Genomic DNA, 13,152 nt, shown 5'->3' with positions numbered 1-13,152 from the left:
GGGCGGCGTCCAGCGCCTAGACTTTGTCGGTCTTCAGCACAGGAATAGCCCGTGACCTCGATCTTCTGGTACGACTATGAAACCACCGGCATCAACCCACGCAGCGACCGTGCGCTGCAGGTTGCCGGGATTCGCACCGACCATGACCTCAATGAGGTCGGGCCGCCGGTCAACCTCTATTGCCAGCCCAGCGACGATATCCTGCCGCACCCGGCCGCGTGCATGATCACGGGCATTACCCCCGGCCAACTGGCGGAAAAAGGCCTGGCCGAAGCCGACTTCATGACGCGGGTGCATGCCGAGCTGGCCGCCCCCGGCACCTGTGGTGCGGGTTACAACACCCTGCGTTTCGATGACGAAATGACCCGCTACAGTTTGTATCGCAATTTTTTCGACCCTTACGCACGGGAATGGCAGAGCGGCAACAGCCGCTGGGACTTGATCGACGTGATGCGCACGGCCTATGCCCTGCGCCCCGACGGCATTGTCTGGCCCGAGCAGGACGGGCGCGTGACCCTCAAGCTGGAGCGCCTGACGGCGGCCAATGGAATTGACCATGGCCAGGCTCACGAAGCTTTGGCTGACGTGCGGGCCACCATCGCCCTGGCGCGGCTGGTCCGGGAAAAACAACCGAAGTTGTACGATTGGTTGTTTCAACTGCGCAGCAAGCAGCGGGTCATGGATCAAATCCGCCTGTTGCAGCCCATGGTGCATATTTCCGGGCGCTTTTCCGCTGAGCGCCATTACCTGGGGGTGGTCCTGCCCCTGGCGTGGCATCCGCGCAATCGCAACGCGTTGATTGTCTGCGACCTGGGGCTCGACCCACAGGCGCTGCTGGACCTGGATGCCGAAACCCTGCGCCAGCGCTTGTATACCCGGCGCGATCAATTGGCCGAGGGTGAGTTGCCGGTGCCGCTCAAACTCATTCACATCAATCGTTGTCCGGTCGTCGCGCCGCTGAATGTGTTGCGGGCGCAAGACCAGCAGCGATTGAACCTGGACATGCGTGAATATCAGGCCCGGGCACTGCGGCTAACTGACGCACAGGAACTTTGGCTGGATAAATTGCCGGCGATTTATGCCGAGGACGATTTCGCCGCAAGCGCCGACCCGGAGCAACAGCTCTACGATGGTTTTATTGGTGATCGGGATCGACGTTTATGTGAGCAAGTCCGCACTGCTGAACCCGAGCAACTAGCACGCCAGCAGTGGCCTTTTGATGATCATCGTTTGCCGGAATTATTATTTCGCTATCGTGCCCGCAACTTTGCGCACACCTTGGACAGTGAAGAGCAACAACGCTGGAAACTCTTCTGTCAGCAACGCTTGTCAGATGCGGATTACGGCGCGCCAAATACCCTTGAGAGTTTCAATAAGGCCAGGCTTGAATTGGACGCTAGTGCTACATCGTTTCAGCGTCAGGTGCTGGATGAGTGGCAGGAATATGCTGACGCTTTAAGCCAGCGCCTGGGCCTGTAATCGACGTTTGATAAAAAGTGGGCAATAAAAAACGCCAGCGAACTGGCGTTTTTTATTGTGTCGCGAATCAGGTGACGATCTGGCGAACCTTAGTCCAGCAGGGTAGCCCAGCCTTCAACCACGTCACCGCCCCACTTGGCTTTCCACTCTTTCAGAGTCTTGTGGTTGCCACCTTTGGTTTCAATCACTTCGCCGTTGTGCGGGTTTTTGTATTGCTTGACCTTGCGCGCGCGCTTGGTACCGGTAACTTTCACGGCGGCGCGTGGTGCTTTAACTTTCGATTCCGGATCCAGCAGCGCGATGATGTCACGCAGGGATTTGGAGTATTCACCCATCAGGGTGCGCAATTTGCCTTCGAATTCCAGCTCGGTTTGCAATTTGTCGTCTTGGGACAGATTCTTCAAACGTTCTTGCAGCTCTTTGATAGCGGATTCGGTGGCACGGTATTCGTTGATCAGGGACATGTGGACTACCTTATACGGGGCGCTGAGGGACAGGGATAGTGGCCTAATAATAGTCAGACAGTTTGCCCAAGTAAACATTTAAGCTCGGTTTTATGTAATTTACTTTGAATGTTTGTAGCGAAAGGCTCGGAGTGCATTATTTAGTGCGCCCCAGCCAGCTATAGATATTCTCATTAGATCTCGGCTAATTGCGGTAACAGCTGCTTGTACTGACATAGTGCCCAGGTAAAAACCATACGTTGTTTAGGGCCGCCGCAACGAATCGCGCGAATAAGCGCTGAGGAGTACTGCAGTTTTTCTACGGTGTCGCTAGAATGGCGGCCTTTGCGAAGTTCTGGAGTTTGCCCCTAATGCGCACTTTTCGTCTGGTGATTGCTTGCCCGGATCGGGTTGGTATCGTCGCTAAAGTCAGTAACTTTCTGGCCTCCCACAATGGCTGGATCACCGAAGCGAGTCATCACTCGGACAATCTCAGTGGTTGGTTTTTCATGCGCCACGAAATTCGCGCGGACACCCTGCCGTTTGGCCTTGAAGCGTTTCGCGAGGCGTTTGCGCCCATCGCCGAAGAGTTTTCGATGACCTGGCGTATTACCGACACCGAGCAGAAAAAGCGCGTGGTGCTGATGGCCAGCCGCGAATCCCACTGCCTGGCGGACTTGCTGCACCGCTGGCACAGCGATGAGCTGGATTGTGAGATCGCCTGTGTGATTTCCAACCACGACGACCTGCGCAGCATGGTGGAGTGGCATGGCATTCCGTACTACCACGTCCCGGTCGACTCGCAGAACAAACAGCCGGCCTTCACCGAAGTCTCGCGTCTGGTCGAGCAGCATCAAGCGGACGTTGTAGTCCTGGCGCGCTATATGCAAATCCTGCCGCCGGAACTGTGCCGCGAATATGCCGGCAAGGTAATCAACATTCACCACAGCTTCCTGCCATCCTTTGTCGGGGCCAAGCCGTATCACCAGGCGTCGCTGCGCGGCGTGAAGCTGATTGGTGCAACCTGCCACTACGTCACCGAAGAGCTGGACGCAGGTCCCATCATCGAGCAGGACGTGGTCCGCGTCAGCCACAGCGACAGCATTGAAGACATGGTGCGTTTCGGCCGCGACGTCGAGAAGATGGTCCTGGCCCGTGGCCTGCGCTATCACCTGGAAGACCGCGTGCTGGTGCACGGCAACAAGACCGTGGTGTTCTGATCGACTGTTTTTGGGTTGAAGCAAAAAGGGCTTGGGCGTTAAATCACCCAGGCCCTTTTTATTAGTGTCAGTTGCGAGGATCGAACCATGAGTGATCCCCTGGATAAAGCCACGTCCAAGGCGCCCGCCACCTTGGGGGAGGGCTGTTTGAGCCGCTATGACCCGGATGCCCTGGATGCCGAGGACGGCACGGACTTCCCCGATGCTGCCCGGTTGTGGGAGCAGTTGCAGGAGGAGTCAGAGCCGCACGACAAGCCCGGCCCTGACAGAAACAACGTTGGCTGAATGTAGGCGCTGCTGTGTTGAGGTCTAGATGCGGAAGCTCCCCACCAATTGTTTCAAGCGCGCCGCTTGCTGCTCCAGATCGGAGCAGGCGCGCAAGGTGGACTGCAGGTTTTCCACACCCTCCTGATTGAGCGTGTTGATCTCGGTGATGTCGATATTGATCGACTCCACCACCGAGGTCTGCTCTTCCGTCGCGGTAGCCACCGATTGGTTCATGCCGTCGATTTCACCGATGCGCTGGGTCACGCTGCTCAGGCGTTCGCCTGCCAGGTTGGCGATCTCCACGCTTTCGAGGCTGTGGCGCTGGCTGTCGCTCATGGTGCTGACCGAATCCCGGGCGCCGACTTGCAGCTCCTCGATCATCTTTTGCACCTGTTGCGCCGATTCCTGCGTGCGGTGGGCCAGGTTGCGCACCTCGTCGGCCACCACCGCAAACCCGCGTCCGGCTTCCCCGGCTCGCGCGGCTTCAATGGCCGCGTTGAGTGCCAGGAGGTTGGTTTGCTGGGAAATACTGGTGATCACTTCGAGGATCTGGCCGATATTCACGGTCTTGCTGTTAAGTGCCTCGATATTGCTGCTGGAGGCACTGATCATCTCGGACAGTTGCGTCATGGCCTTGATATTGCGCTCCACCACTTGCTGGCCATCTTCGGCCAGATGGCGTGCGTCGCTGGCCTGGTTCGAGGCCTGGGCGGCGTTGCGGGCAATTTCCTGGGCAGCGGCACCCAACTGGTTGATCGCTGCCGCGACACTGTTGGTGCGGTTGGCCTGTTCGTCGGAGTTGACCATCGATGAGTTGGAGGCGCTGACCACGCGCAGGGCCACTTCATTGACCTGGCCGGTGGCGGAGGACACTTCGCGAATCGAGGTATGAATCCGCTCCACAAAGCGGTTGAAGGCTTTGCCCAGAATGCCGAACTCGTCGTGGTTCTGGATCGTCAGGCGGCGCGTCAGGTCACCTTCGCCATCGGCGATGTCTTCCATGGCCCGGGTCATGACATGCAGCGGTTGCATCAGCACGCGGATCAGCATGCCCAGCAGCGCGATGATGATCGCCACGGCAATCACCGTGGCGATAATGGCCGAGGTGCGGAATTCGCTGAGCATTGCGAAGGATTTGTCTTTATCTACCGACAGACCGATATACCAGTTCACTGACGGCAAACCCTTGATCGGGGCGAAAGTGACGATACGGGTTTTGCCCTCGACCTCGATTTCGCTGAAGTCGGCACTGATCTTGACGGTCTGGTTCGGGTACGCCTCGCCCAGGGTCTTCATCACCAGGTTTTTTTCCGGGTGCACCAGGATCTTGCCGTCGGCACTGACCAGGAACGCGTAGCCCATGCCGCCGAAGTCCAGCGCGCCGATATTGTCCACCAGGGTTTGCAGGCTCAGGTCACCGCCGACCACGCCGACGCTTTGTCCGGCCTTGCTGCTGGGGGTGGCGATGGAAATGATCAACTGGCCGGTGGCGGCGTCGATGTAGGGCTCGGTCAGGGTCGAGCCATTGCTGCTCTGGGCGCCCTTGTACCAGGGGCGCACGCGTGGATCGAAGCCGTCGGGCATCTTGGCATCGGGGCGAATGGTGAAGCCGCCTTTGCTATCGCCCAGGTAGGTTGCCATGAACGAAGATGTCAGGGCTTTCTGCTCTAGCAGGCTGGCGATGACGCTCGGCTCGGGGTTGATGGCGATGTTCTGGGCGGCGTTTTCCACCAGCACAATACGTCCGGCCAGCCAGCTCTGGATATTGCTGGCGGTGACATCCCCCATTTCATGGAGGTAGCTGTCGAGGTCATTGCGAATCGCGTTGCGTTGCAGGTAGTCGTTGTACAGCGTAAACAACGCAAATGCGGCAATGACGATAAGGGCGGCTGCAAGCAGGATTTTGTGGCTGAAGCGCAGATTTTTATTCATGGCTCGTCGTGTCCGCTAGGGTCTTAATGTCCAAGGCGCGTCTTTTATGGCAACGCATAAATGACAGCGTTAAATAAAGTGTGATATTTCCATTTGCTCCTGCAGGAATTATCTGGCCTAACTTTTTTAGACTTTTTGGGTCTCTCGCTTTATCTGTATCGACCGTGCAGGGCTAAAGATTAACCATGGGTGACAAAATGCCTGACTCCTCGCAACTTCTTATTGGCGCAGACCTTGAAGGCCAACCCATCGCCCAGGCCATGCGCCTGGCTAACCGCCATGGCCTGATCGCCGGCGCTACCGGCACCGGCAAGACCGTGACGTTGCAGCGGCTGGCAGAGGCGTTCAGTGATGCTGGCGTGGCGGTGTTCGCTGCAGATATCAAGGGTGACCTGTGTGGCCTGGGCGCTGCAGGCAATCCCCAGGGCAAGGTGGCCGAGCGGATCGCCGGCATGCCGTTCCTGAATTACGCGCCTAAGGCATATCCGGTAACGCTGTGGGATATCCACGGTCAGTCCGGTCATCCGCTTCGTACAACCTTGAGTGAAATGGGCCCACTGTTGCTGGGCAGCCTGCTGGAGTTGACCGACAGCCAGCAGTCGACCTTATATGCGGCGTTTAAAGTGGCCGATCGCGAGGGCTTGTTGCTCTTGGATCTCAAGGACCTCAAGGCCCTGCTCAATCACCTCAAATTCCACCCCGAATTGCTCGGCGATGATGCGGCCCTGATGACCACGGGCTCCAGCCAGGCTTTGCTGCGGCGCCTGGCGGTGCTGGAACAGCAGGGTGCCGAAGCTCTGTTCGGCGAGCCGGCGCTGCAACTGGAAGATATTCTGCAACCGGCCAGCGATGGGCGAGGGCGTATTCATTTGCTGGATGCCAGCCGCCTTGTGCACGAGTCACCCAAGGTCTATGCGACCTTCCTGCTGTGGTTGCTGGCGGAGTTGTTCGAACAGTTGCCGGAACGCGGGGATGCCGACAAGCCGCTGCTGGCACTGTTCTTCGACGAAGCGCATTTGCTGTTTGCCGATACGCCCAAGGCCTTGCAGGACCGCCTGGAGCAAGTGGTGCGGTTGATTCGTTCCAAAGGTGTGGGGGTGTATTTTGTTACCCAGTCGCCGGGCGACTTGCCGGATAGCGTACTGGCGCAACTGGGTTTGCGGATCCAGCATGGCCTGCGGGCGTTCACCACCAAGGAGCAAAAATCCCTGCGGGCGGTGGCCGATGGTTTCCGACCAAATCCTGCGTTTGATGCGCTGGCGGTATTGACCGAGCTGGGCACGGGTGAGGCGCTGGTGGGTACGCTGCAGGAAAAAGGCACCCCCGAGGTGGTCCAGCGGGTGCTGGTCGCGCCGCCGCAGTCGCGGATTGGGCCGTTGACTGCCGCCGAGCGGGCAGGGTTGATTGCCGGCTCGCCCCTACAGGGGCGCTATGACAAGCCGATTGATCGTGAATCCGCCTATGAAGTGCTGATGGCACGCAAGGAGCTGGGGCCCGAGGCGAGTGCTGCGCCTGCCGCTGAAGAGCCGAGCTTCACCGACAAGGCCGGGGCGTTTCTTGGCACGACCGCGGGCAAGGCCCTGAAATCGGCGATGCAGCAGGCGGCCAACCAGATGGGCCGCCAGTTGGTGCGCGGGCTGTTGGGGTCTTTGCTTGGCGGTAGCAAGCGCAAGTAGCCATCCAGGTCTATGCAATCCAATGGGGGAGCGGGCTTGCCCGCGATTGCGCTGTATCAGTCGATACATGTGCTGACTGGCACACCGCACTCGCGGCTGCCCGCTCTCAGGTCTTGGGCTTGGCGTGACTGGCCAGGCGCTCCAGCGCTGCGCGTAACTTCGGATCTGTAATCCCGACTGCCGTCGCCTGGATGGTTTCGGCGGCATTCACCGACAAATCCATGGTATGCCCCACCGCACCTTGTTGCACGGTCGGTGGCTGGACCTTGAACTGGATGCGCTGCAGGCTCTCAAATACCTCAAATGCCTGTAGCTGGCGCTGCAAGCGTTTTTGTTGGTAGCGCAGGCGGGTTGCCCAATGCCCATCGGTGACGATCAGCAGCAGCGTACCTTCACGCCACGACGCCACATGACAGTGTTCGCGGGCAGCAGGTTGCAGTTGGCTTTCCAGGAGGCGTTGCAGATGGCCCAGGCGTTGCGCATGGCCAAAGATGGCTTTTAAAGGCTTGGCTTCGCGCAGCAACACGGCGGGAGCACGGGCCGTAAGAGGGCGAAATGCCATGATCTAGACACCTTAGGTAACAGAGCCGCCATGGTAGCAGAAAGCGTGTGCGGCACCGTGGTCATTGCTTTGTCAGCAGTTTATCCATTAAATCAATAAGTAACTTCTCACTCGAATGGGTTGAAGTTCAGCAAAAAGCCCCTATTTTAAACAAGCCCTCTGGGAACGCTGTGCCTGCATCGTGGAACAACGCCACTTTCCTCACCCTCGTTTCCGGGTAGAATGCTCGTTCGCATGCGGCCGTGAGGGCTGCTCGGGCGACTCACGGGGCGCCCCTTCATCCCTAATGTGTGGAAGAACCTGCCGATATGTTTGCGCCTTTGTTAAAGAAACTTTTTGGAAGCAAGAATGAGCGCGAAGTCAAACGCATGCTCAAGACGGTGCAGCTGGTCAATGCCTTCGAAGAGCAGATGGTTGCTTTGTCGGACGAGCAATTGCGCGCCAAGACCGAAGAGTTCAAGGCCCGCATAGCCAAAGGTGAGACCCTCGACAAACTGCTGCCTGAAGCCTTTGCGGTCGCCCGCGAAGCCGGTAAGCGGGTGATGGGCATGCGCCACTTCGACGTCCAGTTGATCGGCGGCATGACCCTGCATGAAGGCATGATTGCCGAAATGCGCACCGGTGAAGGCAAGACCCTGGTGGCAACCCTGGGTGTTTACCTCAACGCACTGTCCGGCAAGGGCGTGCACGTTGTGACGGTGAACGACTACCTGGCCCGCCGGGACGCCAACTGGATGCGTCCGCTGTATGAATTCCTCGGCCTGACCGTCGGCGTCGTGACGCCGTTCCAGCCGCCGGAAGAGAAGCGTGCCGCCTACGCCGCCGACATCACCTACGGCACCAACAACGAATTCGGTTTCGACTACCTGCGCGACAACATGGCGTTCAGCATGGAAGAAAAATTCCAGCGCGAACTCAACTTTGCCGTGATCGACGAAGTCGACTCCATCCTCATCGACGAAGCCCGTACTCCGCTGATCATCTCCGGCCAGGCCGAAGACAGCTCGCGCCTGTACACCGAAATCAACAAACTGATCCCGCGCCTTGAGCAACATATCGAGGAAGTGGAAGGCGTGGTGACCAAAGAAGGTCATTACTCCATCGACGAGAAGACCCGTCAGGTCGAACTCAACGAAGCCGGTCACCAGTTCGTCGAAGAAATGCTGACCCAGATCGGCCTGCTGGCTGAAGGCGAAAGCCTGTACTCGGCGCACAACCTGGGCCTGTTGACCCACGTGTATGCCGGCCTGCGCGCCCACAAGCTGTTCCATCGCAACGTCGAATACATCGTTCAGGACGGCCAGGTGGTACTGGTCGACGAACACACCGGCCGTACCATGCCCGGTCGTCGTTTGTCCGAAGGCCTGCACCAGGCCATCGAAGCCAAGGAAGAACTCAATATCCAGGCCGAGAGCCAGACATTGGCCTCGACCACCTTCCAGAACTACTTCCGCCTGTACAACAAGCTGTCCGGCATGACCGGTACTGCGGATACCGAAGCGTTCGAATTCCACCAGATCTACGGTCTGTCGGTGATGGTTATCCCGCCGAACAAGCCGCTGGCGCGTAAAGACTACAACGACCTGGTGTTCCTGACCGCCGACGAGAAATACGCGGCCATCGTCGCCGACATCAAGGAATGCATGACCCACGGCCGTCCGGTCCTGGTGGGTACTGCCACCATCGAAACCTCCGAGCACATGTCGAACCTGCTCAACAAGGAAGGTATCGAGCACAAGGTCCTCAACGCCAAGTTCCACGAAAAAGAAGCCGAGATCATTGCCCAGGCCGGTCGCCCAGGCGCGCTGACCATCGCGACCAACATGGCCGGTCGTGGTACCGACATCCTGTTGGGCGGCAACTGGGAAGTGGAAGTGGCGTCCCTGGACAACCCGACCCCTGAGCAGATCGCCCAGATCAAGGCCGACTGGCAGAAACGCCACCAGGCAGTGCTGGAATCCGGTGGTTTGCAGGTGATCGCGTCCGAGCGTCACGAATCGCGTCGTATCGACAACCAACTGCGTGGCCGTGCCGGTCGCCAGGGTGACGCCGGTTCCAGCCGTTTCTACCTGTCCCTGGAAGACAGCCTGATGCGCATCTTCGCCTCGGATCGGGTAAAGAACTTCATGAAGGCCCTGGGCATGCAGTCCGGCGAAGCCATCGAGCACCGCATGGTGACCAACGCCATCGAAAAGGCCCAGCGCAAGGTCGAAGGTCGTAACTTCGACATTCGTAAGCAACTGCTGGAGTTCGATGACGTCAACAACGAACAGCGTAAAGTGATTTATCACATGCGTAACACGTTGCTGGCCGCCGACAACATTGGCGAAACCATCGCCGACTTCCGTCAGGACGTGCTCAACGCCACCGTCAGCGCCCATATCCCGCCACAGTCCCTGCCTGAGCAGTGGGATGTTGCCGGCCTGGAAGCGGCGTTGAAGAGCGACTTCGGTGTCGATCTGCCGGTCCAGCAATGGCTCGACGAAGACGACCACCTGTACGAAGAAACCCTGCGCGAAAAACTGATGGCCGAACTGCTGGCCGCGTATAACGAGAAAGAAGAGCAAGCCAGTGCCGAAGCACTGCGCACCTTCGAGAAGCAAATCGTTCTGCGCGTGCTGGACGACCTGTGGAAAGACCACCTGTCGACCATGGATCACCTGCGTCACGGTATCCACCTGCGCGGCTACGCCCAGAAGAACCCGAAGCAGGAGTACAAGCGCGAGTCGTTCACGCTGTTCTCCGAGTTGCTGGATTCGATCAAGCGCGATTCGATTCGTGTGCTGTCCCACGTTCAGGTGCGTCGCGAAGACCCGATCGAAGAAGAAGCCCGTCTGCGCCAGGAAGCCGAAGCCCTTGCCGCGCGCATGCAGTTCCAGCATGACGAAGCACCGGGTCTTGAAGCACCTGAAGTGCTGGGCGAAGAAGTCGACGTGGCCCTGGCCCAGGCGCCGGTGCGCAACGAGCAGAAGCTGGGTCGCAACGAGCCGTGCTGGTGCGGTTCGGGCAAGAAGTTCAAACACTGCCACGGCGAAATCAACTAAGATTTTTGCCTGACGCTGCAATACCCCCGCGCCGCGACCGGCATCAGCCGTCGCGGCGTTTTGCCATTTAATCACCGTCGACGACGACGGTGCAGACATCACATCGTTAAGGAGCGCATTCATGGCTGTTGGTCTTGGTCCTTTGCCCACGTTGCACCCGGTTGCCGGTTTTGAACTCGGTATCGCTTCGGCCGGCATCAAACGCCCTGGGCGCAAAGACGTGGTGGTGATGCGCTGTGCCGAAGGCTCGACCATCGCCGGCGTGTTCACCCTGAACGCGTTTTGCGCCGCGCCCGTGATCCTCGCCAAGCAACGCGTCGAAGGCCCGGTACGTTACCTGCTGACCAACACCGGCAATGCCAACGCCGGCACTGGCGAACCAGGCCTGGCCGCTGCCGCGCGCACCTGCGCCAAGCTGGCGGAGTTGACCGGCGTGGACGCCAGCCAAGTGCTGCCGTACTCCACCGGGGTGATCGGTGAGCCATTGCCCGTGGAAAAAATCGAAGGCGCCCTGCAAGCCGCGCTGGACGACCTGTCGGTGGATAACTGGGCGGCCGCGGCCACCGGGATCATGACCACTGACACCTTGCCCAAGGGCGCCAGCCGCCAGTTTGTGCATGACGGCGTGACCGTCACCGTGACAGGTATCAGCAAAGGCGCGGGCATGATCCGTCCGAACATGGCGACCATGCTCGGCTACATCGCCACCGACGCCAAAGTCTCCCGTGACGTGCTGCAAAACCTGATGCTTGATGGCGCCAACAAGTCGTTCAACCGCATCACCATCGACGGCGATACCTCGACCAACGACTGCTGCATGTTGATTGCCACTGGCAAGGCCGACCTGCCGGAAATTACTTCGTCCAACGGCCCGCTGTTCGCGGCGTTGAAGCAGGCGGTGTTTGAAGTGTGCATGGAAGTGGCCCAGGCCATTGTGCGTGACGGTGAAGGCGCGACCAAGTTCGTTACCGTTGAAGTCAACGGCGGCGGTAATCACCAGGAGTGCCTGGATGTGGGTTACACCGTGGCCCACTCGCCATTGATCAAGACCGCGCTGTTTGCGTCCGACCCGAACTGGGGCCGGATCCTCGCGGCGGTTGGCCGTGCCGGCGTACCGAACCTGGATGTGAGCAAGATCGACGTGTTCCTCGGCGATGTGTGCATCGCCAGCCGTGGCGCCCGTGCTGAGACCTACACCGAAGCCCAGGGCTCGGCGGTGATGCAGCAGGAAGAAATCACCATCCGTATCGAGTTGGGGCGCGGTGAGTGCAGCGAAACCATCTGGACCACCGACCTGTCCCACGAGTACGTGAAGATCAACGCCGAATACCGTACTTGATACCTGCCCGGGGCATTGGCAATGCCCCGGCAGGCGCCGGCTTAGAGGACGTAAAACCGTGAAACGAGTTCATGTAGCAGCCGCAGTCATTCGCGGTACCGATGGCCGGATTCTGTTGGCCCGTCGTGCAGATACCCAGCACCAGGGCGGCCTCTGGGAGTTTCCCGGTGGCAAGGTGGAGGCCGATGAGTCGGTGCTCACCGCACTGGGGCGAGAGCTGCAGGAAGAATTGGGTATCCAGGTCACCACGGCCCGGCCGTTGATCCAGGTACAGCATGATTACCCGGACAAGCAGGTGTTGCTGGATGTCTGGGAGGTCTCGGCGTTTACCGGCGAGCCCCACGGCGCGGAAGGGCAGCCCCTTGAATGGGTGGCGCCACGGGACTTGCAGAACTACGAGTTTCCCGCGGCCAATGCGCCCATCGTTGCTGCTGCCCGTTTGCCCGCCGACTACCTGATCACCCCAGGCGAACTGGAAACCCCGGTGCTGTTGCGTGGTATCCAGAAAGCCGTTGCCGGTGGTATCAAACTGATCCAGTTGCGTGCGCCCAATGGCTACGACCCCAAATACCGCGACCTGGCGGTGGACGCCGTAGGCCTGTGTGCTGGCAAGGCGCAATTGATGCTCAAGGGGCCGTTTGAATGGCTCGGTGATTTCCCGGCTGCTGGCTGGCACATGACCTCGGCGCAACTGCGCAAATACGCGAGCAAGGGCCGACCGTTGCCCAGGGACCGCTGGTTGGCGGCGTCTTGCCACAATGCCGAGGAACTGGCATTGGCCGAACTGATGGACGTGGATTTTGTCACTCTGTCGCCGGTGCAGCCGACCCAGACTCACCCTGATGCGCAGCCTCTGGGTTGGGAAGAGGCGGCGCAGTTGATCAAGGGCTTCAGCAAACCGGTGTTTCTGTTGGGCGGGGTTGGGCCTGACGAGCGGGAGAAGGCCTGGGAGAGCGGGGCGCAGGGTGTGGCGGGGATTCGGGCGTTCTGGCCTGAGGTGTGAGTTGTCATTGCTGGCCCCATCGCAGGCAAGCCAGCTCCCACATTTGAATGTATTCACAAATCAAAATGTGGGAGCGGGCTTGCCCGCGATGAGGCCCAGTCAAACAATACAAAACCCGCAGAATTTCAGTGCGGCTTAGCCGCCTGCCACAAAATCCCCACATTTGAATGTATTCACAAATCAAAAT

General features: G+C 59.2%; 10 protein-coding genes. 7 read left to right on the top strand and 3 right to left on the bottom strand.

Annotated features, from left to right (window positions below; genetic code table 11):
• Nucleotides 1–51 precede the first annotated feature (51 nt).
• On the top strand, nucleotides 52–1,479 hold the full coding sequence (gene sbcB, locus HBO24_RS19155; RefSeq protein WP_170045564.1) for an exodeoxyribonuclease I: 1,428 nt from the start codon (nucleotides 52–54) through the stop codon (nucleotides 1,477–1,479).
• An 89-nt stretch (nucleotides 1,480–1,568) separates the two neighbouring features.
• On the opposite strand, the gene mvaT is transcribed toward sbcB, so the two are convergent.
• Nucleotides 1,569–1,943, bottom strand: a complete 375-nt coding sequence (gene mvaT, locus HBO24_RS19150; protein ID WP_057440135.1) for a histone-like nucleoid-structuring protein MvaT — start codon at nucleotides 1,941–1,943, stop codon at nucleotides 1,569–1,571.
• A gap of 350 nt (nucleotides 1,944–2,293) precedes the next feature.
• Between mvaT and purU the strand changes: the two genes are divergently transcribed.
• Together purU and HBO24_RS19140 are read left to right on the top strand one after the other, a co-directional pair.
• Nucleotides 2,294–3,142, top strand: a complete 849-nt coding sequence (gene purU / locus HBO24_RS19145) for a formyltetrahydrofolate deformylase (protein WP_029295472.1) — start codon at nucleotides 2,294–2,296, stop codon at nucleotides 3,140–3,142.
• 87 nt (nucleotides 3,143–3,229) lie between these two features.
• The gene (locus HBO24_RS19140; RefSeq protein WP_169959668.1) at nucleotides 3,230–3,427 is read left to right on the top strand and encodes a hypothetical protein; all 198 of its coding nucleotides are present in this window, start codon (nucleotides 3,230–3,232) and stop codon (nucleotides 3,425–3,427) included.
• A gap of 24 nt (nucleotides 3,428–3,451) precedes the next feature.
• Here the strand turns inward: HBO24_RS19140 and HBO24_RS19135 are convergent, their stop codons facing one another.
• Nucleotides 3,452–5,341, bottom strand: a complete 1,890-nt coding sequence (locus HBO24_RS19135) for a methyl-accepting chemotaxis protein (protein WP_057440137.1) — start codon at nucleotides 5,339–5,341, stop codon at nucleotides 3,452–3,454.
• A gap of 197 nt (nucleotides 5,342–5,538) precedes the next feature.
• On the opposite strand from HBO24_RS19135, the gene HBO24_RS19130 reads away from it, so the two are divergent.
• On the top strand, nucleotides 5,539–7,017 hold the full coding sequence (locus HBO24_RS19130) for a helicase HerA-like domain-containing protein (RefSeq protein WP_057440147.1): 1,479 nt from the start codon (nucleotides 5,539–5,541) through the stop codon (nucleotides 7,015–7,017).
• A gap of 106 nt (nucleotides 7,018–7,123) precedes the next feature.
• Here HBO24_RS19130 and HBO24_RS19125 read toward each other — a convergent pair whose 3' ends face one another.
• Nucleotides 7,124–7,579 carry a DciA family protein gene (locus HBO24_RS19125; RefSeq protein WP_170060107.1) on the bottom strand — a complete coding sequence of 152 codons (456 nt, stop codon included), beginning with the start codon at nucleotides 7,577–7,579 and terminating at the stop codon, nucleotides 7,124–7,126.
• 308 nt (nucleotides 7,580–7,887) lie between these two features.
• On the opposite strand from HBO24_RS19125, the gene secA reads away from it, so the two are divergent.
• The 3 genes from secA to HBO24_RS19110 all read left to right on the top strand — a co-directional run bounded on the left by secA (nucleotide 7,888) and on the right by HBO24_RS19110 (nucleotide 12,965).
• Nucleotides 7,888–10,623 (top strand): preprotein translocase subunit SecA, encoded by a 2,736-nt coding sequence (gene secA, locus HBO24_RS19120; RefSeq protein WP_115128834.1) that lies wholly within the window; start codon nucleotides 7,888–7,890, stop codon nucleotides 10,621–10,623.
• Between the two features lie 121 nt (nucleotides 10,624–10,744).
• Nucleotides 10,745–11,962 carry a bifunctional glutamate N-acetyltransferase/amino-acid acetyltransferase ArgJ gene (gene argJ, locus HBO24_RS19115; RefSeq protein ID WP_057960534.1) on the top strand — a complete coding sequence of 406 codons (1,218 nt, stop codon included), beginning with the start codon at nucleotides 10,745–10,747 and terminating at the stop codon, nucleotides 11,960–11,962.
• A 58-nt stretch (nucleotides 11,963–12,020) separates the two neighbouring features.
• Entirely contained in the window at nucleotides 12,021–12,965 is a 945-nt protein-coding gene (locus HBO24_RS19110; RefSeq protein ID WP_057440141.1) for a Nudix family hydrolase, read from the top strand.
• Nucleotides 12,966–13,152 lie beyond the last annotated feature (187 nt).

This window comes from Pseudomonas sp. WS 5410 (genome assembly GCF_012985645.1).
GTDB classification, from domain to species: Bacteria; Pseudomonadota; Gammaproteobacteria; order Pseudomonadales; family Pseudomonadaceae; genus Aquipseudomonas; species Aquipseudomonas shahriarae.
The sequence above is the reverse complement of the archived record's forward strand: the minus strand, read 5'-3'. Positions and strand labels throughout refer to the sequence as shown.

Bases quoted from the DNA above. Each gene is read 5' to 3' on its own strand.
- HBO24_RS19135 (WP_057440137.1), bottom strand. From the start codon at position 5,341: ATGAATAAAAATCTGCGCTTCAGCCACAAAATCCTGCTTGCAGCCGCC.
- HBO24_RS19125 (WP_170060107.1), bottom strand. From the start codon at position 7,579: ATGGCATTTCGCCCTCTTACGGCCCGTGCTCCCGCCGTGTTGCTGCGC.
- argJ (WP_057960534.1), top strand. From the start codon at position 10,745: ATGGCTGTTGGTCTTGGTCCTTTGCCCACGTTGCACCCGGTTGCCGGT.
- secA (WP_115128834.1), top strand. From the start codon at position 7,888: ATGTTTGCGCCTTTGTTAAAGAAACTTTTTGGAAGCAAGAATGAGCGC.
- HBO24_RS19130 (WP_057440147.1), top strand. From the start codon at position 5,539: ATGCCTGACTCCTCGCAACTTCTTATTGGCGCAGACCTTGAAGGCCAA.
- purU (WP_029295472.1), top strand. From the start codon at position 2,294: ATGCGCACTTTTCGTCTGGTGATTGCTTGCCCGGATCGGGTTGGTATC.
- HBO24_RS19140 (WP_169959668.1), top strand. From the start codon at position 3,230: ATGAGTGATCCCCTGGATAAAGCCACGTCCAAGGCGCCCGCCACCTTG.
- mvaT (WP_057440135.1), bottom strand. From the start codon at position 1,943: ATGTCCCTGATCAACGAATACCGTGCCACCGAATCCGCTATCAAAGAG.